Raw genomic sequence first — 22,634 nt, 5'->3', positions numbered from 1 at the left:
GAGAAAACAATGTTAAGGAGTGAGTATCATGGAAAAAGTTTATATCGCTGGCGCAATTCCTGACGTAGGATTAAATCTACTTAAAGAACACTTTGAAGTTGAAATGTATGATGGTGAGGGCATCATTGACAAGGAAACGCTAAAAGAAGGTGTCAAAGACGCTACTGCACTAATAAGTATCCTTTCAACGAATGTGGATCAAGAAGTAATTGATAGCGCAACTAACTTAAAAATCATTGCAAACTATGGTGCTGGATTTAATAACATCGATATTAAATACGCACGTGAAAAAGATATTGATGTTACAAATACACCTAAAGCATCAACTGCATCAACAGCTGAATTAACATTTGGCCTTGTTTTAGCTGTTGCCCGTCGCATAGTAGAAGGCGATAAATTATCTCGTACTAAAGGTTTTGACGGTTGGGCACCTTTATTCTTCAGAGGTCGTGAAGTATCAGGTAAAACAATTGGTATCATCGGTCTAGGAGAAATTGGTAGTGCAGTAGCTAAACGCGCGAAAGCTTTTGATATGGATGTCTTATATACTGGTCCACATCAAAAGAAAGAAAAAGAACGCGAAATTGGTGCGAAATACGTAGATTTAAATACATTACTTGAAAATGCAGACTTCATCACGATTAATGCTGCATATAATCCAGATTTACATCATATGATTGATACTGAGCAATTCAAACGAATGAAGTCAACAGCCTATTTAATTAATGCAGGTCGTGGCCCTATTGTTAACGAAGAAGCTTTAGTAAAAGCTTTAGAAGAAAAAGAAATCGAAGGCGCTGCATTAGATGTTTATGAATTTGAACCTGACATTACGGAAGGATTAAAATCACTTGATAATGTCGTTATCACACCACACATTGGTAACGCAACATTTGAAGCTAGAGATATGATGTCTAAAATCGTTGCAAATGATACAATCAAAAAATTAAGTGGCGACACACCTCAATTTATAGTTAATAAGTAATCTAAAATATGAAAAAAGACGGAAACTGAAAGGTCTTATGGCTAAGTGAATTCGTACTCACTTAAGCATGTATAATGACTTCAGTATCCGTCTTATTTTTTTATTTACTTTTCGCTTTATATAAGAATTTAGTTTGTCTACTTAATAAACGTTTAGGTGTTCGCTTCATTACACCATTGCGTAATGAGATGACTAATTTGTTATCTTTTTGAGCTATTTTACCAATCTTTCTTGAACGTTTAATGACTTTAGTAGTATGTTTAACTCTTAACTTATCATAGCGTTTTAATGCTTTGTCCAAATCGTATTCAGCTAAGCAATTGGCTAATACAATTGCATCTTCCATTGCTTGCCCTGCACCTTGCCCCATATTAGGTGTTGTTGCATGTGCTGCATCTCCTAACAATAGTATGCGTTGGTTTACAAATGATTTGATTGGTTTCATATCATATAAATCATGTTTCAGAATACCTGTTTCGCTCTGTTTATCTAAAAGATGGCGTACGGGTTCTGGATAATTATTGAAATATGCTTGAAGATGTGGTTTTTCAAATGATTGATATTTTGAATCCTTTTCAGACGCATTCATTGTGATAAACCAATACGCTTGATTATTGATAAGTGGGACAATACCTACGCGACCACGTTTACCCCAATATTCATTAGCTATATCTGTGTTTTGTAGGTTTGCATCATCCACTAAGCCACGAAAACACGTATACCCTTGATAAAGTAGCTTGGCATTCGGATGAACAGCTTGTCTGACAACAGAATGAATGCCATCTGCACCTATACATAAATCAAAGCGCTGACTTGCATGGTTAGAGAAATGAACTAGCACTTGTTGATCAACATTATCAACTTTAATGACATCATGATCAGTATAAATACATTGAGGATTGACATAAGACTCTATGAGTTCTATTAATGTTTGTCGTGCTAAAGTAACATTTAATGTGTTTTCTTTTAATTTCACAGTAGATAAAATGTTTCCTTTGTCATCAAGGACATTCATCGCTGATAAGTTTTGACCCGCATTTTTGATGCCTTTAGCTAAGTCATGTTTTCCTAATTTCTTAATGACATTATCACCAATGCCTATCCCTGCGCCAACTTCACTAATGTTTGGTTGTCTTTCAAAGATAGAAACGTCATGTCCTTTTTCTGAAAGTAGTGCACCAGCGGTTAAACCACCTATTCCTGCACCAATTATTGCAATTTTCATTTATTTACACCTCAGTATTAAATTCTACTAAATTTTATCATAACTATTCTTTATCATTGCAGTTGGAAATGCAACATCCTGCAATTGTTAACCTAATCATGAAGTATAGAAGTTTTTGCGAATATCATCTTTTTTAATACCAAATTCATCATAATATGATTGCATAAATGTTGCGATATGATCTGCCCATAAGATATCACTCGCATACTGATGCTGACCTGGATTCTTAGGATTCCATCGCATTTGATAGAGCGTAATCTGGTCATTATCAAAATAGTTCGCACGGATAAATTTGGCACCACCTAGTATTGCTTTGCGTGGTGTCGTCCATGCTGCTTCTTTCGCGTAGCTTTTACCTGTATGTATTGCATTTTCATCGAAGGCACCCACACCAAAAAAATTATAATACCGTGTCTTGCCATCTTTGATACCACTAGCGAGTTTAGATTCACCATTCGCCGTTTCAACACGTGCATGGCTTATTAAGTAGATGATATTCACTTTATATTTATCTTGCGCTTCTATAAAAGCATCGGCTTGATTTTCAAGAATACCGTATCCTTTTAGCATCTGATTTACTTCTTGTTTCGACATTGGAACTTGTTGAGAAATATCCATGTATTTAAAGTTATTATCATCTCGTGATATGCGCATCGCCTTCTCTATGTCTTGGTTATTCGCATTCACAAATTGACCATTGCTTTCAACTGTATTTAACACACTTGCATCTGTTTGTTTCTGTAATGCTTCTTGAAAGCTATAATGACGATCATTTTTCAACAAATCCGAGTGATTAATAATTAATAAAACAATGAAAATAATGATGATAGTACCTAACAATATGATTGGCAAACGTAAATGAGATAATTGTTTCATGTCACTGACAATCCTTTATATAGCTAATTAAGATAAATATAAGTAAGTAATGATAATAACAATTAAGACAATCGCAAACGATATGTTGATGACAATCTTCATGCCAGTTCGGTCTCTGAATAATACATTGAAGATAACCAAACTAATTGCCAGTGATACAGCAAACATTGAAATTGCTAGCACCATTTGCATCATCACTAAAAAAATAATTCCTAAAATAATGAATACATTAGAAATCACTGTCATAATTTTAATTGCGTTTGGATGAATTGTTCTCACCCCTTTTTATTAATATATAGTCCACCTTACCATAATTTAAGTTGAAAGTACTTATAAATTTATTTAAAGAAACGAAGTAAGGAGTGAGACTGAATTCATCGTCTCACTCCTTACTTATTTTAATTACATTATTTCTCGTCTCTTGACATACCTTTCAGTAAGTTAAGCATATATGTCAAGCTACGATTCATATCATCGTCTTTAAGGACACCCATTAGACTACGAATACTTGTTTTAGCATTAGGATTAGCTTGATTTGCAACATGTAAGCCTTTATTCAGTTTATTTAAGAATTGACTTAATTCTTGTACATTGAGCTCACCTAACATAAAGACCATTGGTGCTAAATTTGTAATTAAACCTGCGTATAAGTCTTTATTAAGCTCGGTCATAAATTTATTAATGATCACTTGACGTCCTCTAATACCGCCATTCATTAAATCAAGAATTTTCGCCTCATCTAATGCTTTCACTATACGAATTGCTTTTAAAATACTATCTTTATTTTCAGCAATAGCATCTGTGACTTCATTAATACTTTCAAGTTTAATTTGCGCTTCAGACTTCTCTAAACGTTTAATTTTTGTTATTCTTTCAGCCATTATTTATCCACCACATTTCCTGGGAAAACATAATCAGGACGTTCCCATTTTTTCTGTACTTGGACACTATATTGCGGATTACGTTGCTTATCGACACGGAAGTTTGTTGGATTTAATGGTGACTTACCTTTACGTGTCAATACTTCCATTCGACAACTTGTTCGTTTATATGATGGTGTGTCTGTATATTGATCGACATCACTGTTCGTTAATTTATTGATAGCACCTAAATCACCATTTGACATAGCATCATTATTTAAAGGAATATAGATTTCTTTACCTTTAACTCGATCGGTAATTGTGGCAATCAATGTTGCTTCCCCAGTTTCAGAAATCAATCGTAGTTCTGCACCTTCATGAATATCACGTTCTTTTGCTAGTTCTGGTGAAATTTCAACAAACGCATTAGGCATTTTATATTTAATCATTTCAGTTTGATATGTCATATTACCTTCATGGAAATGTTCAAGTAAACGACCGTTATTCACATGTAGGTCATACACTTCGTCTTCTTTAAAGAAGTTATCAAATGTCAATGGGAATAATTTAGCACGACCATTTTCAAAATTAAATCCATTCATATATAACGTTGGTTCATCTGTACCGTCTGGTGCTACTGGCCATTGAAGACTGTTGAAACCTTGTAATCGATCATAGCTTACACCTGAATAAGATGGTGTTAATCGTGCGATTTCATCCATGATTTCACTTGGATGTTTATAATTCCAATCCGCACCCATACGTTGCGCAATTAATTGGAAGATTTCCCAGTCTGGTTTAGACTCACCTAATGGTTGTAATGCTTTGTTAATACGTTGAATACGACGTTCTGTATTTGTAAACGTACCATCTTTTTCTAATGATGGACTTGCTGGTAAGACAACGTCTGCATAAGTTGCTGTAAATGTTAAGAATTCATCTTGAACTACTAGGAAGTCTACTTTTTCTAAAGCTGATTGAACAAAATTAATATTAGAATCTACAATACCTGTATCTTCACCGTATAAGTATAATGATTGAATATCTCCATTATGGATACCTTCCATCATTTGGTGATTGTCACGTCCAGGTGTTGGGTTTAATGCAACACCATATTCTTTTTCAAATTTCGCTCTAACTTCATCGTCGGCCACTTTTTGATAGCCTGGGAATTGGTCAGGCATACTACCCATGTCACTTGCACCTTGTACGTTATTGTGACCACGTAACGGATACGCACCTGAACCTGGTTTTCTGTAGTTACCTGTGACAAGTAATAAGTTAGAAATGGCTGTACTTGTATCACTACCAATATCTTGTTGCGTCACACCCATTGCCCAACAAATTGACATTGATTCAGCTTTTGCAGCCTCTTCAGCAAAACTAATGATTTGTTCTTTTGGAATACCAGTTGCTTCTTCAGCAAAATCCATCGTAAATAATTCTAATGATTTGTAATATTCATCATAATTATCTACCCATTCATTTAAGAAATCTTTATCATGTAAATCATGATCAATGATGTATTTCGTAGCCGCACCAAGCCATACTAAATCCGTACCTGGTTTCGGTTGATAGAAGGCATCCGCACGCTCTGCCATTTCATGTTTTCTGATATCGAATACATGCATTTTTTGTCCGAATAATTTTTGTGCACGTTTCATTCTTGAAGCAATTACTGGGTGTGCTTCAGCAGTATTGGTACCGATTAAAACTGTCATTGCTGCTTTTTCAAGATCTTCAATTGAGCCTGAGTCCCCACCATGACCAACTGTTCTAAATAGGCCTTTTGTAGCTGGAGCTTGACAATATCTTGAACAGTTATCAACATTGTTAGAACCGAAAACTTGTCTTGAAAGTTTTTGCATTAAATATGACTCTTCATTTGTCCCTTTAGAAGATGCGATAAATGCTAAGTGATCGCCACCGTATTCATCTTTAATACGTTTGAAGTTAGATTCAATTACATCCAACGCTTCATCCCATTCAACTTCATGGAACTCGCCGTCTTTTCTCACAAGCGGTTTTGTTAAACGTTGGTCTGAATTAATATGACCCCAAGAGAATTTACCTTTCACACATGTAGCAATTTTGTTTGCTGGTGAATCGTGTGATGGTTGAACTTTAAGCACTTCTCTATCTTTAGTCCATACATCAAATGAGCAACCTACGCCACAATATGTACAAACCGTTTTCGTTTTCTTAATACGTTCTTTACGCATTTCCGCTTCAGAATCTGATACTGCGAATAATAGACCATCACCTGGTTCAGCTTTCTTAGTTAAATCAATCATTGCTGCTAATGAACCTGGTTCAGTATCTGTCATATAACCAGCATTGCCCTCCATATTAACTTCCATCATGGCATTACAAGGACAAACAGTTGCACACTGACCACATGATACACATGATGACTCATTAATTGGAACATCATTATCCCAGATAACTCTAGGATGTTCACGATTCCAGTCAATTGAGATGGTTTCATTTACTTCGATATCCTGACATGCTTCGACACATCGACCACAGAGAATACATTGATCTGGGTCATATCGATAAAAAGGACCATAGTCTTTTTCATATGGCTTCGTCTTATATTCATATGACTGTTCCTCTAACCCCCATGCATCCATGGCGTTATGTATTTCACAGTCACCGTTATTATAATCACATACTGTACAATACAACATGTGTTTTTCTAAAATACGATCTAAAGCTTCTTTTTGGCTCGCTTTCACATCGCTATTTTGAGTATTAACTGTCATAGGTCGATCTACAACAGTGCTACACGCACGTTCAATTTTGCCGTCAATTTCGACCATACATGTATCACATGTTTGGATTGGTCCCATTGACTCGTTATAACAAATTGAAGGTACGAAAGTATCACGAGATTTTATAAACTCGAGCAAACTTGTTCCTGGTTCTACAAGATAATCTGTGCCATCAAGCGTGACGATTAAATGTTCTTGCATACTCTCCACCCCATCTATATTAAAATTTTCCGTAAAATGACTTAACGACGTAACCATTCCATTCCAATACCCCACATATATTGAACATAGAATTACATTAATTGTATTACTTATTTCATTAAATGTTAAGCGTTTCATAAATTTTTGCAATTTTAAAAGAATTAAATATTAATAATACATTCCACTATTACAAACTTAATTTTTAAAGATTTATTATATTTTAATTTTTTAGAGTATATAAAAAGAGGTAGGACCAAACACTTTTGAGTTTGATCGCCTACCTCTATAAGTATAGGTTTACTTGAATAGCAAAAGAGAAAGCGTGGGACAACGCATTTATTTTAACTTTTGTCCCGTTCATTATGCTTACAAGTTATTATTTAACACATCTGTAGCATTCTGTTTTGAGTCATCATTTGGTATAAAGTACCAAAGACCATCATCTTGAATGCCTCCTTGCCCTTCTAATTGATGACGGTTCACTGTTGCATTGGCGTTTTTATAATTTTTTCTAATATCGTTCATGTCATTTAACGTTAAATCTGTTTTTACATTTTTCTGGATTTGATTCATCAATGATGGGAAATGTGTCAATGCTGACGCACTTGTCATCTTATTTGCCATCGCTTGAAGGATCAATTGTTGTCGTTCTTGACGACCGAAATCGCCACCAGCGCCCTCTTCTTTACGACTACGTATAAAGGCCATTGCAGTATCACCATCTACGTGTGTGGATTGACCTTTTACAAAGTTTGTTCCTTTCGTAGTGAAAGTATCATTACTCGTAACATCGACGCCACCTAAAGCATCAATCATATCATGTAAGCCATCCATATCAACCGTCGCATAATGATCGATAGGAACATTCATTAGTTTCTCTAATGATTTAACAGCCATCGTCGGCCCACCATAAGCATAAGCATGATTGATTTTCTCTGTTGTACCTTTACCTACAATATCAGCTTGTGTATCTCGAGGCACACTAACGATTTCTGTTGTTTGTTTCTTCGGATTAATAGAAAGAAGCATGATTGTGTCACTTCTTTCACCATCATTTTGACTTTTACGTTGTGCATCTGAGTCAACACCAAATAATGCAATGGTAAATGGGTCACCGTTAGATAAACTGATATTCTTTGATCTCAGTTCTGAATGTTGTCTATTTAATGGATTATGAATCTTACCACTCGTGATAAAAATACTAGCCACCACAAAAATTGTCGCTACAATTGCTAGTACAAACAATATTCCTATAAACCATGTAACTATTTTTACGGGCAGGCTCATTCGTTTATGCGTTCTACGCATCCTACCACTCCTATTCTTTTTTATGAATTAATATCATAATTATATATTAAAATGATTAACTTGCTATACGTCTTAAGAACTAACTTTTCTTAAACTAGCGATTATAAGTATTAAATATGATAGCCACCATCTCGATTGATAATAGCCAAAATAGCTTTATAACAACCACGGTTACTAATAATGAAAGGACCACTCTTAGCAAAGTCTAACGGTTCGCCATTTAATTGTGTCATTTCCAGATTTAATTCTTTTGCAAATAAAAATTGTGCAGCTATATCCCACGGTTTAGGGTTTGTATTAATATGTGCGCCAAATTGCCCTTTGATGACTCTAACTGAATCTAATCCACATGATCCAATATTTCTCACGCTGAATGACGCATCATATAATGCTTTACTTGTATCCTCATTTATATATTGTGTTCCAAACGAAATGATAGCATCACGTAATTGTAATTCACGAGGTGGCAATAATGGCTGACCATTAACATATGCCCCCTTACCCGCTATAGCCTTGTACAATTTATCATGAGGATAATCATATATGTACGACAGTTTAGGTTCCCCTTCAACGAAATATGCAATGATAATACAATAATCTTCTTGTTGCTTAACTAAATTTGCCGTACCATCAATTGGATCCATAATCCATAAATGACCCTCGTATGGCTGAATCGTATCATTATCTTTTTCTTCAGCTAACAATTGATGACCAGGAAAGTGTTCAGCTAAATACGTTTCAAATTTGTTTTGAAGTTGCTTGTCTACATTAGTAACTAAATCAAAGCGATTTAGTTTGGTATCCGTAGACATATCTTTGATTAATTGTGGAATAACATCATCTAAGTGTGTTAACCAATTCATGATATGTGTATCTATATAATGAAGTTCATTTTGCATCATTTCACCTCAACGATCTATTTCACTTTATTGTATCTTACTGTATTTATTTGTCATAGGTATTTTTAAATTGCGACACAAAAAAATCGGCTAGTCATCTGCTAGCCGACAAATAGAAAGGAAAGTAAGTAATAAATATTGAAGATGTTTCGATGTAACTCGAACGATTCACAACAAGCTATCTGTTATATAGCTTCTACCCCTTTGTTTGAATTCGTTCTCCCCTGTTACAAATAATATATTAGCATAAAACACTTAATTTGTAAGCGTTTTCTAAATAAAAAATGTTTAATTTTACACACATAATCTACGACTATTCTCAAAATGTCTTCAATATCAGTGTTATGTTATAATTAATGTAATATGTAATGGTTATAGGTGGTGTTTATGTTGAAGAAATTGGATCGCCAAAATCAAATTATTTCATTGATACAACAAGGCAAAACAATCAATGCATCAGAATTGGCACAACACTTAAATGTTTCTGTTCGTACAATTAGTCGTGACATTGCTGATTTAGAAAATCAAGGTGTTCAAATATACGCACATAAAGGGAAACATGGTGGCTATCAAATTCAAAATTCTGAGGATAAAATACAAATTCATTTTAATGAACAGCAATTGGTATCTCTATATTTAACCTTAATAGAAAGCCAATCTTATTCAACATTACCTTATACGAAAGAGATTGAATCTATAATTAATCAACTTATCAATATACCTAACACGCATGTTCGTAAATCACTCACCCATATGACTGACTTAATTAAATTCGAAGATACAGAACAAATTACTTTACCTCATCTATTTACAGACATATTAATCTATAGTTCTGAGCGAAATGTTATGCTGATTGACTTCAATGATCATCATGATACTATTGCTGAAAATGTGATATTTATTGGTTTACTATGTCGTAATGGTGAATGGCTAGCTATTATATATGAAATCGGTTTAGGTCGAACACGGGAACTACCAGTACTCGATATTTATGATATTTCTTATTCCTTCGAAAAGACGATTAAAACATACGATATTTCAATACAAAATTATACTCAATTTTTAAATCCAATCGAGCATACTGACTAATATGTTCGGTTGGTCCTCTACGTTCTACCTCTTTTATGACTTAATACCTTCAAAGTAAGGAGTTTCACATACCTTGGATCAATTAACTCAAATTCGTCAACAACTCATTGTGCTACTCACGCACATCGAAAAGATACGATATTACTATCTAATGGATGATCGGTACTTAAATCAAGAAATTGACGCGTATCATACTTCGATTCATCATTTCAGTCATGATTTAGCTTTAACGCTTCACAATGACGCCAACAACAGTCACACATCACCTTCCCTTGAACTCAAACATGCTTATAATAAATTACTGAATCATTTATCCTCACACCCGTTACATGATTTTCAACAAGGAACGATATTAATTGATTTACAACAACGCCAAAATCAAATTCACCAAACATTCGTTCACTTGTTAAATGTGTTCCAGTAGTTTCATTTCCCTTGTACAACCATCGATACCCATGACTTCTTCAAACTTTTATGCATCTTTCTTAGTCATAAATTCACGTCAATTCTGTCATTCAATCTCATCTTTAAATACTTAGCGATCCACCAATTAAATATAAAAATTATATAATATATATGTAAATTGTAATAAAAAACGTGAAACGCTATAATTGTAAGTGATTACAGTAATTAAGGAGGATTCACATGCTAGGTTTCTCAGTCTATTTAGGTCAACCATTAAATACTTCTTATATTTTAGATATGGTTCATCTTGGTTATGACATTATTTTCACATCATTACAAATACCTGAGGAAAATGATGAGACAAAATTGACGTATTTGGGAGAATTATGTCAATTATTAAAAGATACATCAGTAACCTATATCATTGATATCAATCCTTCATTGCTGAATCAAAACGTTTACCGTTTTTTCGATCAATTTCCAAATGGGGATTTTGTTATTAGAATAGATGAAGATTTTAAGCGTAGTTTAATAGAAGACTTATATCAGCATCATTTAAAGTGTTGTTTAAATGCTAGTACGATTACTGCTCATACCCTTGATACACTTTACAATCAAAAATCATTACCGAAAATTTATTTTTGCCATAATTACTACCCTAGACCTGATACAGGTTTAGCTTTAAGTTTCATTGAACAACAAAATGAGCTTATACGAAAATATGATGAACATGCTCCGATTATGGCCTTTATTCCTGGAACTACTTTTAGAGGTCCAATATTCAAGGGACTTCCAACTATTGAGCAACACAGACATATGACGTTACTTCAATCTGCACAAGCTTTAGTTCATTCTAAACTAAACTATATTCTTATTGGTGACACTGCTATCACTCGCTCAGAGGCAATCGCTTTACAGCAGATGGTTGATCATCGTCATTTCAAGCTTCGTCTAACTTATTTTGATGAATCATACGAGCAACTCATCTTCAAACATCATACATCTCGTCTTGATGCGCCAGAACATGTCATACGATCTAAGTATTCTAGAGCAACAAAGGTCAGTATTCCTCCTAATAATCATTCGAACCATAATCGCACTAGAGGAGATATTACTGTGGATAATTCACTTAACAAACGTTACGAAGGTGAGTTGCAAATTATTAAATCAGATTTGCCTAGTCATAAAGCGATTAATCATGTTGCTTCAATATGCGCTGAAGATATAGCAATGATTGACTTAATCCAACCTGGTGACACTTTTGAATTTATTACTGAAAAGGAGAAACGCTAATGGAACATTTAACAACTGAAAGTAGAAATACACAAACGATGCATTTAGATGAAATGTCTATTTTAGAAGCTTTAAAAGCAATGAATCAAGAAGATCAATTAGTAGCTAAAGCAGTAGCCTCTATACTGCCACAGTTAAATAAAGTCATTGAAGCAACCATCACTCGATTTCGCGATGGTGGTCGCATTATATATATTGGAGCAGGTACAAGTGGTCGTTTAGGTGTATTAGATGCAGCCGAATGTGTTCCAACCTTTAATACACAGCCAAATGAAGTAATCGGTTTAATTGCTGGAGGTCAACAAGCTATGACTGAAGCAATCGAAGGTGCTGAAGATAACGTAGAAATGGGAATGACCGATTTAAAAACAATCCATTTAAATCATAGAGATGTTGTCGTAGGTATTTCCGCAAGTGGACGTACGCCTTATGTTAAAGGAGCGTTAACGTACGCTAATGAAATCAATGCAATGACAGTCGCTCTATCATGCAATTCAAATAGTGACATCAGTACAATCGCTAATCATGCACTTGAAGTCAATGTTGGACCTGAAGTATTAGCCGGCTCTACGCGACTAAAATCAGGCACAGCACAAAAGCTTGTGCTTAATATGATATCAACCATGACTATGATTGGTGTTGGAAAAGTGTATGATAACTTGATGGTTGACTTAAAGGCGACAAATTACAAACTTGAACAACGCTCTATACATATTATTGAAGACATTTGTGGCTTAACTTTTGAAGAAGCGCAATCCTTATATCAACAAGCTGACAATGATATCAAAGTGGCAATCGTTATGAATCTATGTGACACAACGAAAAGTGATGCTAAATCGAGACTAGCAAAGCATAACGGTATTGTGAAACAAGCAATTCAATCTTAAGGAGGCAATGATATGAATAAGGATCAACAATTAGCCCATCATATCTTAGATGCGGTTGGTGGCATTGATAACGTGGATAATATCATTCATTGTATGACACGTGTGCGTTTAAAAATAAACGATGCGTCAAAAATTGATTACTCAAAACTTAAAACTATAGATGGTGTACTCGGCGTAGTACAAGATGAGCGTCTTCAAGTCGTGGTTGGTCCCGGTACAGTTAATAAGGTATCAGCTGAAATGGTTAAGCTAAGTGGTGTACAACTAGGAGAAGATATCCCCCACTATAGCAATAAGTCTGATATCGAAGCGCAAGCTAAAGAAAATAAAAATGACTATCAACAAAAGCACAAACAAAGTAAACTAAACAAGATTTTAAAGTCTATTGCTAACATCTTTATACCATTAATCCCTGCATTTATAGGTGCCGGTTTAATTGGTGGTATTGCCGCAGTACTCAATAACTTTATTACAGCAGGCACTATTTCAGCCGATTGGGTCAAACAGCTTGTAGCCGTACTTAATGTCATTAAAGATGGTATGTTAGCGTATTTAGCTATCTTTACTGGATTTAATGCTGCTAAAGTATTCGGTGCAACGCCAGGTTTAGGTGGTGTTATTGGGGGTACCACATTATTAACAGGTATTACCGAAGACAACCCAATCAAAAATATCTTTACTGGTGAACCTTTATTAGCAGGTCAAGGTGGTATTATAGGGGTTATCTTAGCAGTATGGTTATTAAGTATGATTGAGAAAAAGTTACATAAAGTCGTTCCAAATGCGATAGATATTATCGTAACACCAACAACATCATTACTCATTATAGGTTTGCTAATGATATTCCTAATTATGCCTATTGCCGGATTTATATCTGACGGTTTGGTTGGCGTCGTAAATTGGGTCATTGGGGTAGGTGGCATATTTAGCGGATTTATTATAGGCGCGTTCTTCTTACCACTTGTTATGTTAGGCTTACATCATATATTCACCCCGATACACATCGAATTAATTAATCAATCTGGTGCAACATACTTACTACCTATCGCAGCAATGGCTGGTGCTGGACAAGTAGGTGCAGCTTTAGCTTTATGGGTAAGATGTAAGCACAATACAACACTAAGAAATGCGATTAAAGGTGCATTACCTGTTGGTTTCTTAGGAATTGGTAAACCGCTTATTTATGGTGTGACTTTACCATTAGGTCGACCTTTTATTACCGCTTGTATCGGTGGTGGTATTGGAGGTGCGGTTATCGGTGGAATTGGTCATATTGGTGCTACCGCAATAGGACCTAGTGGTATTTCATTATTACCTTTAATTGCACATCAGAAATATTTAGGCTACATTATAGGATTACTATCTGCGTACCTAGGTGGTTTTATTTTCACATACTTTTTCGGTACGACTAAAGAAATGAGAAACTTAAATAAACTAGGTGATTAGATGACAAACATTTTATATTTAATCGACGACAATTATCCTTCTTTTTCTAAAAATGAAAAGAAACTATCACGATTTATATTAAACTCACCACATAAAGTGATTCGCATGTCGAATCAGGAGATTGCTGAAGAACTGGAAATGAGTGTTTCAACATTAAATCGATATAGCCAAAAATTAATTAATCAAAGCTTTCATGAAGTCAGAACACAGTTAGCAACATTATTCCCTAAACAGGAAACACCGTATAAGATTGAACTGCTTAACAATGAGTCGGTAGACACTTTAAAAAAGAAGTTATATCATCGTGCAGAAGAAGCACTTCAAAAGAGTTCTACCTTTGCGGATAATGCAACAATAGATAACATATGCAAACAGTTTAAACGTGCGAATACGATTTTTATATTTGGCTATGGTGCATCATATGTCTGTGCTACGGATTTATATCAAAAATTATCGCGTATTGGGCTAAATGTTCAACTTGTACAAGAAACACATTTATTTACAACGATGTTGTCTACGCATGATAAAGATGATTGTGTAGTATTTATAACGAATAACGGCGATCAAAGTGAACTTCGAGCAATGGTCAAAGTGGTTTCAGATTACCATATTCCAATTATTACCATCTCAAGTTCTGAGCATAATCATGTAGCCAAGCTTTCTGATATTGTTCTAACGTATGGCCATTCAGACGAAAATGAATTGCGTATGGGGGCAACTACTTCTTTATTTGCTCAGATGTTTACGATTGATGTTCTTTTCTATCGTTATATTGCATTAAATTATGAAACGTCATTAGATTTTATCACGCAATCAAAAATGGCACTCGATAATTATCGTAAACATTTATCAAATGTGGAATTTAAGCATTAACCTTTTCAAACAAGAAATAAGATATAGAAGAGGGAGTGGGACAGAATTCTTTTTAAATTCGTTGTCCCACTCCCAACTTGCTTTGCTTGTAGAATTTCTTAGTGAAATTCTCTTTGTTGGGGCCCCGACTCCCAACTTGCTTTGCTTGTAGAATTTCTTAGTGAAATTCTCTTTGTTGGGGCCCCGCCCGCAAGGGTGACTAGAACTGAGAAAAGCTTGAATCAAGCGCCTTCTCAGTTCAGTCAGCTACTGCGAATTTGCAAAAATAGCTTCATTATATTATTTATGTCCCAGCCTCTTATTTAATGTAACCAAGACATTATGACTTGGGTTTTAGCTCTTTTTGTTACGACGCTTTCTTTCGGTAAAAGCGTTAAAAAGAGAGCGGCACAGAATTGATTTAAATTCATTGTACCACTCCCCTTCATATGAATCTAAGCACTGTGTGTCTTAGTCCATTTTGAATCATGTGTTGATGATGTTTGATTTGATTTATTTATGCGCTTATTTAACTTTACGGTATCCATCATTTTTGTGATGTCCACGAACGAAGTAGTAAGTCGTTACCGCTGCTAAGAAAATAATACCAATGACAACTGAAACAACTGTTTCTTTGTTGAATAACATGCCAATTAATACAATTAATAAGAATAAGATTGTAATTGCACTCGCAAACGTTCCACCAGGCATTTTGAATGGATGACCTTCAACCTTCTCAGGATGCAATCTTCTGAAACGAATGTGACTAATTAAAATCATAAACCAAGGAATCATACCAGGTAATATAGATGCACTATATACATATACGAAAATACTATCCGCACCTTTAATAAATAAAGGAAGAATAACATTTAATAACGCACCTACTAAGATACCTAAAGCAATGGCTAATACTGGATAGAATGGTACACCATTTTTCATAACTCGTGTAAAGATTTTAGGCATTTGACCTTTTTGACCTAATGTAAAGATCATACGACTTGCACTAAAGATACCTGAGTTACATCCAGATAATGCTGCAGTTAAAACAACGAAGTTAATTAATCCAGCTGCAAAAGTGATACCAATTTTAGCAAATGTAGCTACAAATGGGCTACCGATTTCACCTAATTGATTCCATGGGTAGATAGTAACAATTACGAAAATCGCACCAATGTAGAAAATTAATATACGCCAGATAACACCGTTTACTGCACTTTTAATATTTTTCTGAGGATCTTTTGTTTCTCCGGCAGTGATACCAATTAATTCAACGCCTTGGTAAGAACCAATAACAATTGATAATGCAAAGAAGAAACCTACAAATCCATTAGGCATAAAGCCACCATGAGACCATAAATTTGAAAGTCCAATCGCATGGCCACCATTACCAATTCCAAAGAAGATTAATCCTAAACCAGCAATGATCATTAATATAATTGTTACAACTTTAATCATTGCAAACCAGAATTCAAATTCACCGAATGCTTTTACAGAAGTTAAGTTAGCTGCTAATAATAGTAGCACCGCAACGACACCAGGAATCCATTGTGGTAAGTTTGGGAACCAATAATTCATATACTCGCCCACTGCAATAACTTCACTCATTCCTACAACAATCCATTGGAAGATATTACTCCATGCTGTCATATATCCTGCTGCAGGGTGAATGTAATCACTCGCAAATGTAGCGAAAGATCCAGTAGTTGGATTTAAGTAAATCATTTCCCCCATTGCTCTCATGATTAAGAATAAAAAGATCCCTGCGATTAAATATGCAAAAATAACTGATGGACCAGTCCATTTAATCGTACTTGTTGCTCCCATAAATAAACCAACACCAATAGTACCACCAAGTGCGATCATTCTAATTTGACGTGCACTTAGCCCCCTATGTAATTCATTGTTATCCATTAAAATAACCCCATCTCTATTAAATCTAAGGTTCGAATACTTTTGTCTTTCAGAAAACCCTCTTTTGCTTTCCTTCTTTTCCCTTAAAAGTTCCTTTACCTTAATGAAGTTATTATACTATAATTTGACAAAATTAAAACATAAATTTTACAACTTTTCGAAATCGCTTCCATTACTGTTGTAATAACTCTTTTCAAATTTTTAAAAACCTTGATTTTACAGTATTTTTGCCATTTAAACAAAGTTACTTTTTACAATATTTTTTATTGAGATTTTTCACTTTTGCAAATAATCTTTTTTTAATTCAATTGTTTATAATCATTTTCTGAGCGTTTAATGGATGAGGATGTCGCAAAAATTAATTTAGAGTGTGATATACTTTTGTTAGAATTTTTACTGATCAATACAAGGAGTATTAATGAATGCAAGCATTGTTAAAAAAGAGTGTTAAAATTTCTATTATATTTGGCATCGTTTTCTTTCTATTAAACTATTTCAGTGCCAATCATGATACCGTTAATCCACTAATCATAAGAACACTAATCGCAACTTTAACTTTTTTCTTATTATATTTTGCTGTGTTTACAATTTTCAATTCAGATGAGCGTAAGTTAAAATTTGGCATTACGTTGCCAATCGCTTTAATTATTTTCATAATTATAGGTGCCCTCTTCTTTACACTGGAAATGGGTGTTATAGCGGGTCTCATTGTTGGCCTTTTAGCAGGATTTATTTGGGAATGGATTGATAAACAGAATGGAGGTACAAAATAATGTCTGTCACAATAGGTATCATTTTAATTATTGTCTTACTTATACTAAGTTTAGTGCCTAATTATAAAGCGATGCAACAAGCTAAATCACAAGGTCAAAAATCCACACGTTATACAATTATGGTAGGTATTGATTTAATTCTCATCGTCTTATTAATCGTCACTATTATATTAAAAGTATTTATGAACTAAGCGGTAATCATAATCTAATCGTAAAACTAGATTTTTATAGAAAGAGGGAGTGGGACGACGAATTTAAAAGAATTCTGTCCCACTCCCACTCTTTTCTATTTACTAACTATCATACGAGTGCTTTATATTCTTCCTTGTAACAATAAGTAATAGCCTATAGTAGCTAAAATCAAATAGATCATTGTACCGACAACGAAAGAACGCACTTGAACTTTAAAAGGTATATGTTTACTAAATATAGGGCCTAATACTAAATTTCCTATGCCTATGATAATAGGACCTGCTAAAAAGAATATGATAATTTGCCACGACATCATATTTACTCCTTATTCGCTTCAAAGAATGTATTTACTATCTCTTCAAAGCTTAAATCTTTGCCGACATAAGCTATGTCAGAGAAGTCTTGTGCTTCTGTCATCTCATTTGTATTAATAATTACATCTAACCCAGCATTCATTGCACCAGTAGCGCCATTGGCTGAATCTTCAATAGCTAAGCAATGTGCAGGTGAATAATTTAAGCGTTGTACAGCCGTTAAATAAAGCTCTGGGTCTGGTTTCACCGCTTCAACATCTTCTCTTCCTACAATCACATCAATATAATCGTTAATACCTAACGTTTGAATCGTAGGCATAATTTCTTCCCTATAACTACTTGTCGCAATCGCCATAGGTATGTGTCGTTGTTTTAAATATTTCATTAATGAAGACACTGTGTCGATAATATCTAATTCATGACTCGAATTATTATGTTCATCATATATTTTTTGTTTCTTCTCAATACCAATTTGTTGTTCAAGATAGTCATGTAACCCTTGCGCATGTCCCCCAATGTGACTTCTGTAAAACTCAAGTGTCACAGGTTTCACGCCATGAAATGAAAGATGTTTGTTAATTATTTCATATAAGTGTTTCTCAGTATCTATAATGGTACCGTCGAAATCAAATACTACAGCTTTATACATAAGATTGCTCCTTTAATTACTCCAATTATTGCTAAGTTTATCATATGACATATGAATTTCATACTTCGCCGAATACGTACTAACACGTTTAAAAGGAAACGCTATTTGAATGCGTAAATTTAATTCCATGTTAAATCGCGTTACGATTGGATTACAAAATAATTAAATCGAACTTCATTCAAAAGTCCTAGTGCTAATATTAATAAAGAGTGATACAATCAGTGTGTATAAAAGAACGGTGTACGACTTAAGGGAATTTACAGGCTAAATGCTTTTTACATACGTTAAATAAATATAGGAGGTCATTGCATGTTGTTAGACAAATTTGAAACTTACATTATCAACATTGTAGGTTTAAAATCTAGATCAACTCGAAAACATTTAATTAAAGTCTGCAAAGACGTTAAATTTTGCGATTCATTTCAATATTCAATAATCAAATACGATGATATACCCGTTTTAGAAGTTAGCTTACCTAAGCAGCAACTGCCATATTTTATTAGCTTTTTAAGTTTTTATCAATTCTCAATTTATCAGATTTTATCTCCTAAACGAGTAAATACGTTACTAGATACGGAACAACCTTATCAATCATCTAAACGTTTCGATTTAGCAATAGACGGCCTCCAAGATGCATTCATTAAAGATAAAGTTATTGATATTATGACTTATTTCTCAAATAACTTTGATATCAAATACACATTAAATAACAACTGTGCAAGCGTATGTTGTGCACCTGAAACATTCAGCAAATTACTACAAACGATTGCATGCAGAAATATTGATATTCTTTCTGCATCTTATAAAACACGTGTACTACATAAAGCAAACATTTCTTAATTAACTATCATCATAGTAAATCTATACTACGTAGAATAACCAAACTAGTTAGGAGTGGGACAAAGAATTTAAATAGCATTCTGTCCCACTCCTTATGCATTTTCTTTTTATGATAACAATGGGTTTAAATCCAAGTGACGCTCTGTTTATGGTGAGCAAGTGATAGAAACGTTTTACCAAAATAGGATTGTATACAAAAAATGACCAGTAGAAAATCTTATTCCAGATTTTCTGCTGGCCTTTTACTTAAATACATTATTTTTTATCATTGTCATCATAAACTAAATGTTCAAATGCTTCACGTACTTGTGGGACAGTCATTCCAACTACCACCTGAACGTTTTTACCACTTTTCACGAGGCCATGAGCCATTTGTTCATGAGTGAAATAAGCACTATCTTCAACTTTTGATTCATCATTAACTGTTAAGCGTAAACGCGTTGTACAATTTGTAACGTCTTTAATATTTTCTTTTCCGCCTAATCCTTCTAAATAATAATGTGCTTTCGCTTCATATTCATTGCTAGGTTCAAAGCCTGAATTATACGTACTTCCATCGCCTTTTTTCTCTTTGTAATCTTTCTTAGAGAATAATTTAACTTCTTCTTCAGCTCGACGTCCTGGTAATGGAATATCAAATTTCAAGATTAAGTATCTGAATACAACGAAATAGATACCTGAGAAAATCAAGCCTATCACAACTTGAGCTACATAAGTTAACCAATGATTTTGTCCTAATGGAATCCAGTTCGTCGCGATGAAATCAAGTAAACCGCCGCCCATGTTACCAACAACGCCGAAACCATACATAATTGTATCCATTGTCGCTGCTAATAATGCATGAATTACAAATAAGTAAGGTGCGATAAATAAGAATGTAAATTCTAAAGGTTCAGTAATACCAACAACTACCGCAGTTAAAGTAGCTGGTACTAACAATGCTGCAACCTTTTTACGGTTTGCTTTAGGCGTTGTAGAATACATTGCTAATGCAATACCAATCGCACCAAACACTTTACCGTTACCTTGTAACATGAAACCATAATGGAATTGTTCTTTTAAAGGTTTACTACTTTCAGCAAACTCATTTAAATGTCTAAACCATTCTGCTTTAAGTCCATCTTTTGCTACAACTGGACCTACTTCAATTGGCGCATAAATGAAGTGATGTAAACCAGTTGGAATTAACACACGTTCTAAGAAATGATACAACCAAACACCAATATAACCAGATGCGATAATGAAATGTTGCATTGATTCAATACCACTTTGTATTGTTGGCCATACAACACATGTGATTGCTGCAATTGGTAACATAACAAAGAATGATATTGTTACAACAAATGTTAAACCTTGGAATACACCTAACATTTCTGGTAATTTCTTGCTATAGAATCGGTTATGTATCCATGTCACGATGGCAGAAATAATGATACCACCAAGAATATTTGTATCTAATGTTTCGATACCAGCAATTGCTTTTAAGCCAGTTACATTTTCAACACCTTTTTCTAAGTTGGCACCAAATGTATGTGGCCATTGCGTTAAAATCGCGTTGATAAATGTATTAAACATTAAATAGCCCATTAATGCAGCTAAAGCAGCATGACCAGGTGCTTTCTTAGCTAATGATAAAGGCAATCCAACCACGAATACGATTTCCATATGATTGAAGATTACCCAACCACCTGATTCAATTACAGACCAAAATTTAAACCAAAATGTATGATCATTTGCTAATCCGCCCATGATAGTTGGATTTTTGAATAATGTCGCAAAACCTAATACAATCCCAAAGAATGCAAACATTAATACGGGAACGATCATAGCACTCCCAAATCGTTTAATAGCGTTCATAATTTAACCCCCAAATCTTTCTATGTTGTACTTAAGTCCATCGTACATATAAAAGCGTTTTCTTAATATCTATTATAGTAAACGCTTACACATATACAATGACGTTGACCGATTTTGAAATAATTTTGTATAATCAGTTTATGTTTTCTATACATGAAAATATTTTCAGGAAAGAATGAGAGGTGTCTTTGTGCTATTAGATGAAAAAGTAAATGCTAATTTCGACAAGTTAAATGATAACGACCTTCAAATTGCACATTTTGTAAATACGCATGTCAATCAATGTAAAACTTTAAAAATACATGAACTCTCGCAATTCACTCATGCATCTAATGCTACGATTCATCGTTTCACACGAAAGTTAGGATTTGATGGTTATAGTGACTTTAAATCCTATCTTAAATTTGAAAGTGAACATTTAAGTCAACTGCCAAAAGATTCAATGGATGCTTTTAAACAAGAAATAGAAACAACATTTAGCTATTTAGATCGCATCGATTATAATTTGATTACAGATAAACTGAATCATGCATCTACTGTTTATTTATATGGCACCGGTCGTGCGCAAAAGAACGTTGCGGAAGAAGCGCAACGAATATTGTTAACAATGCATAAAAATATCATTGTCTTACATGACGTACACGAATTAAAGATGGTACTGAACCGTTCAGTAGCTGAAGATTTATTTTTCATTATTTCTCTTTCTGGTGAAAGCCATCAACTTTCAGATGTAACTAATCTACTTCAATTACGTCAAAAATATTTTATCTCAGTGACAACAATGAAAGATAATACACTAGCGCAAAAGGCTAGCTACAACGTTTATGTATCAAGTAATACGTTCTATTTATATGATGGTACAGATTACTCAAGTTTTATTAGTTATCATATTTTCTTCGAAACATTACTACGAAAATATAATGAACGAAAAGATAGCGGTGAACTCAGTTAAGCGCGATTAACAAAATGGGAGCGGGACAGAATTCTTTTGAATT

At 34.2% G+C, this 22,634-nt stretch carries 22 protein-coding genes; 11 read left to right on the top strand and 11 right to left on the bottom strand.

Going from position 1 to position 22,634, the window contains the following annotated elements; all coding sequences use genetic code 11:
• The first annotated feature begins 28 nt into the window (after window positions 1-28).
• Window positions 29-985 (top strand): 2-hydroxyacid dehydrogenase family protein, encoded by a 957-nt coding sequence (locus JVV30_RS08145; RefSeq protein WP_204193961.1) that lies wholly within the window; start codon window positions 29-31, stop codon window positions 983-985.
• A gap of 100 nt (window positions 986-1,085) precedes the next feature.
• Here the strand turns inward: JVV30_RS08145 and JVV30_RS08140 are convergent, their stop codons facing one another.
• The 7 genes from JVV30_RS08140 to JVV30_RS08110 form a co-directional block, all read right to left on the bottom strand.
• Window positions 1,086-2,210, bottom strand: a complete 1,125-nt coding sequence (locus JVV30_RS08140) for an FAD-dependent monooxygenase (RefSeq protein WP_070855305.1) — start codon at window positions 2,208-2,210, stop codon at window positions 1,086-1,088.
• A 96-nt stretch (window positions 2,211-2,306) separates the two neighbouring features.
• A complete protein-coding gene (locus JVV30_RS08135; RefSeq protein WP_204193960.1) occupies window positions 2,307-3,086 on the bottom strand; it encodes an N-acetylglucosaminidase in 780 nt (259 codons plus the stop codon).
• Between the two features lie 27 nt (window positions 3,087-3,113).
• Window positions 3,114-3,332: a hypothetical protein gene (locus tag JVV30_RS08130; RefSeq protein ID WP_053029047.1), complete on the bottom strand. Its 219-nt coding sequence runs from the start codon at window positions 3,330-3,332 to the stop codon at window positions 3,114-3,116.
• A 161-nt stretch (window positions 3,333-3,493) separates the two neighbouring features.
• A complete protein-coding gene (locus tag JVV30_RS08125; RefSeq protein WP_053028601.1) occupies window positions 3,494-3,967 on the bottom strand; it encodes a helical membrane plugin domain-containing protein in 474 nt (157 codons plus the stop codon).
• Window positions 3,967-6,921 (bottom strand): formate dehydrogenase subunit alpha, encoded by a 2,955-nt coding sequence (gene fdhF / locus JVV30_RS08120; RefSeq protein WP_070855310.1) that lies wholly within the window; start codon window positions 6,919-6,921, stop codon window positions 3,967-3,969. Before fdhF ends, JVV30_RS08125 begins: the two co-directional genes overlap by 1 nt.
• 366 nt (window positions 6,922-7,287) lie before the next feature.
• Entirely contained in the window at window positions 7,288-8,229 is a 942-nt protein-coding gene (locus tag JVV30_RS08115) for an LCP family glycopolymer transferase (protein WP_193839046.1), read from the bottom strand.
• A gap of 110 nt (window positions 8,230-8,339) precedes the next feature.
• Complete coding sequence (locus JVV30_RS08110) at window positions 8,340-9,131, bottom strand: inositol monophosphatase family protein (protein ID WP_053028604.1); 792 nt, start codon at window positions 9,129-9,131, stop codon at window positions 8,340-8,342.
• A 387-nt stretch (window positions 9,132-9,518) separates the two neighbouring features.
• Here JVV30_RS08110 and JVV30_RS08105 point away from each other — a divergent pair, with 387 nt between their 5' ends.
• The 6 genes from JVV30_RS08105 to JVV30_RS08080 all read left to right on the top strand — a co-directional run bounded on the left by JVV30_RS08105 (window position 9,519) and on the right by JVV30_RS08080 (window position 15,121).
• Entirely contained in the window at window positions 9,519-10,217 is a 699-nt protein-coding gene (locus tag JVV30_RS08105; protein WP_070855323.1) for a helix-turn-helix transcriptional regulator, read from the top strand.
• Between the two features lie 73 nt (window positions 10,218-10,290).
• Entirely contained in the window at window positions 10,291-10,641 is a 351-nt protein-coding gene (locus JVV30_RS08100) for a hypothetical protein (protein ID WP_070855312.1), read from the top strand.
• Between the two features lie 221 nt (window positions 10,642-10,862).
• Complete coding sequence (locus JVV30_RS08095) at window positions 10,863-11,915, top strand: MupG family TIM beta-alpha barrel fold protein (protein ID WP_070855314.1); 1,053 nt, start codon at window positions 10,863-10,865, stop codon at window positions 11,913-11,915.
• Window positions 11,915-12,802 carry an N-acetylmuramic acid 6-phosphate etherase gene (gene murQ / locus JVV30_RS08090; RefSeq protein WP_070855316.1) on the top strand — a complete coding sequence of 296 codons (888 nt, stop codon included), beginning with the start codon at window positions 11,915-11,917 and terminating at the stop codon, window positions 12,800-12,802. The genes JVV30_RS08095 and murQ overlap by 1 nt, the downstream gene beginning before the upstream one ends.
• Window positions 12,803-12,814: 12 nt before the next feature.
• Complete coding sequence (locus JVV30_RS08085; RefSeq protein WP_204193959.1) at window positions 12,815-14,248, top strand: PTS transporter subunit EIIC; 1,434 nt, start codon at window positions 12,815-12,817, stop codon at window positions 14,246-14,248.
• Window positions 14,249-15,121 carry a MurR/RpiR family transcriptional regulator gene (locus JVV30_RS08080; protein ID WP_053028609.1) on the top strand — a complete coding sequence of 291 codons (873 nt, stop codon included), beginning with the start codon at window positions 14,249-14,251 and terminating at the stop codon, window positions 15,119-15,121.
• Window positions 15,122-15,625: 504 nt separating this feature from the next.
• On the opposite strand, the gene JVV30_RS08075 is transcribed toward JVV30_RS08080, so the two are convergent.
• Window positions 15,626-17,014: an amino acid permease gene (locus JVV30_RS08075; RefSeq protein WP_070854621.1), complete on the bottom strand. Its 1,389-nt coding sequence runs from the start codon at window positions 17,012-17,014 to the stop codon at window positions 15,626-15,628.
• A gap of 422 nt (window positions 17,015-17,436) precedes the next feature.
• Between JVV30_RS08075 and JVV30_RS08070 the strand changes: the two genes are divergently transcribed.
• Together JVV30_RS08070 and JVV30_RS08065 are read left to right on the top strand one after the other, a co-directional pair.
• On the top strand, window positions 17,437-17,787 hold the full coding sequence (locus JVV30_RS08070; protein WP_053028611.1) for a hypothetical protein: 351 nt from the start codon (window positions 17,437-17,439) through the stop codon (window positions 17,785-17,787).
• The gene (locus JVV30_RS08065) at window positions 17,787-17,978 is read left to right on the top strand and encodes a hypothetical protein (RefSeq protein WP_053028612.1); all 192 of its coding nucleotides are present in this window, start codon (window positions 17,787-17,789) and stop codon (window positions 17,976-17,978) included. Before JVV30_RS08070 ends, JVV30_RS08065 begins: the two co-directional genes overlap by 1 nt.
• Before the next feature lie 122 nt (window positions 17,979-18,100).
• Here the strand turns inward: JVV30_RS08065 and JVV30_RS08060 are convergent, their stop codons facing one another.
• Together JVV30_RS08060 and JVV30_RS08055 are read right to left on the bottom strand one after the other, a co-directional pair.
• Window positions 18,101-18,292, bottom strand: a complete 192-nt coding sequence (locus JVV30_RS08060; protein ID WP_053028613.1) for a hypothetical protein — start codon at window positions 18,290-18,292, stop codon at window positions 18,101-18,103.
• Between the two features lie 5 nt (window positions 18,293-18,297).
• A complete protein-coding gene (locus JVV30_RS08055) occupies window positions 18,298-18,942 on the bottom strand; it encodes an HAD family hydrolase (RefSeq protein WP_070854620.1) in 645 nt (214 codons plus the stop codon).
• A gap of 309 nt (window positions 18,943-19,251) precedes the next feature.
• Here JVV30_RS08055 and JVV30_RS08050 point away from each other — a divergent pair, with 309 nt between their 5' ends.
• Window positions 19,252-19,782, top strand: a complete 531-nt coding sequence (locus tag JVV30_RS08050; protein WP_075108049.1) for a hypothetical protein — start codon at window positions 19,252-19,254, stop codon at window positions 19,780-19,782.
• A gap of 255 nt (window positions 19,783-20,037) precedes the next feature.
• Here JVV30_RS08050 and JVV30_RS08045 read toward each other — a convergent pair whose 3' ends face one another.
• On the bottom strand, window positions 20,038-21,639 hold the full coding sequence (locus JVV30_RS08045; protein WP_070854618.1) for an alpha-glucoside-specific PTS transporter subunit IIBC: 1,602 nt from the start codon (window positions 21,637-21,639) through the stop codon (window positions 20,038-20,040).
• 190 nt (window positions 21,640-21,829) lie between these two features.
• On the opposite strand from JVV30_RS08045, the gene JVV30_RS08040 reads away from it, so the two are divergent.
• The gene (locus tag JVV30_RS08040; RefSeq protein ID WP_053028617.1) at window positions 21,830-22,591 is read left to right on the top strand and encodes a MurR/RpiR family transcriptional regulator; all 762 of its coding nucleotides are present in this window, start codon (window positions 21,830-21,832) and stop codon (window positions 22,589-22,591) included.
• Window positions 22,592-22,634: the final 43 nt, after the last annotated feature.

Origin of the sequence: Staphylococcus sp. GDY8P47P, from assembly GCF_016892225.1 — a bacterium.
GTDB lineage: Bacteria > Bacillota > Bacilli > Staphylococcales > Staphylococcaceae > Staphylococcus > Staphylococcus borealis.
This window is presented reverse-complemented; position numbering and strand designations above follow the sequence as displayed.

Bases quoted from the DNA above. Each gene is read 5' to 3' on its own strand.
- JVV30_RS08145 (WP_204193961.1), top strand. From the start codon at position 29: ATGGAAAAAGTTTATATCGCTGGCGCAATTCCTGACGTAGGATTAAAT.
- JVV30_RS08140 (WP_070855305.1), bottom strand. From the start codon at position 2,210: ATGAAAATTGCAATAATTGGTGCAGGAATAGGTGGTTTAACCGCTGGT.
- JVV30_RS08135 (WP_204193960.1), bottom strand. From the start codon at position 3,086: ATGAAACAATTATCTCATTTACGTTTGCCAATCATATTGTTAGGTACT.
- JVV30_RS08130 (WP_053029047.1), bottom strand. From the start codon at position 3,332: ATGACAGTGATTTCTAATGTATTCATTATTTTAGGAATTATTTTTTTA.
- JVV30_RS08125 (WP_053028601.1), bottom strand. From the start codon at position 3,967: ATGGCTGAAAGAATAACAAAAATTAAACGTTTAGAGAAGTCTGAAGCG.
- fdhF (WP_070855310.1), bottom strand. From the start codon at position 6,921: ATGCAAGAACATTTAATCGTCACGCTTGATGGCACAGATTATCTTGTA.
- JVV30_RS08115 (WP_193839046.1), bottom strand. From the start codon at position 8,229: ATGCGTAGAACGCATAAACGAATGAGCCTGCCCGTAAAAATAGTTACA.
- JVV30_RS08110 (WP_053028604.1), bottom strand. From the start codon at position 9,131: ATGATGCAAAATGAACTTCATTATATAGATACACATATCATGAATTGG.
- JVV30_RS08095 (WP_070855314.1), top strand. From the start codon at position 10,863: ATGCTAGGTTTCTCAGTCTATTTAGGTCAACCATTAAATACTTCTTAT.
- murQ (WP_070855316.1), top strand. From the start codon at position 11,915: ATGGAACATTTAACAACTGAAAGTAGAAATACACAAACGATGCATTTA.
- JVV30_RS08085 (WP_204193959.1), top strand. From the start codon at position 12,815: ATGAATAAGGATCAACAATTAGCCCATCATATCTTAGATGCGGTTGGT.
- JVV30_RS08080 (WP_053028609.1), top strand. From the start codon at position 14,249: ATGACAAACATTTTATATTTAATCGACGACAATTATCCTTCTTTTTCT.
- JVV30_RS08075 (WP_070854621.1), bottom strand. From the start codon at position 17,014: ATGGATAACAATGAATTACATAGGGGGCTAAGTGCACGTCAAATTAGA.
- JVV30_RS08070 (WP_053028611.1), top strand. From the start codon at position 17,437: ATGCAAGCATTGTTAAAAAAGAGTGTTAAAATTTCTATTATATTTGGC.
- JVV30_RS08065 (WP_053028612.1), top strand. From the start codon at position 17,787: ATGTCTGTCACAATAGGTATCATTTTAATTATTGTCTTACTTATACTA.
- JVV30_RS08060 (WP_053028613.1), bottom strand. From the start codon at position 18,292: ATGTCGTGGCAAATTATCATATTCTTTTTAGCAGGTCCTATTATCATA.
- JVV30_RS08055 (WP_070854620.1), bottom strand. From the start codon at position 18,942: ATGTATAAAGCTGTAGTATTTGATTTCGACGGTACCATTATAGATACT.
- JVV30_RS08050 (WP_075108049.1), top strand. From the start codon at position 19,252: ATGTTGTTAGACAAATTTGAAACTTACATTATCAACATTGTAGGTTTA.
- JVV30_RS08045 (WP_070854618.1), bottom strand. From the start codon at position 21,639: ATGAACGCTATTAAACGATTTGGGAGTGCTATGATCGTTCCCGTATTA.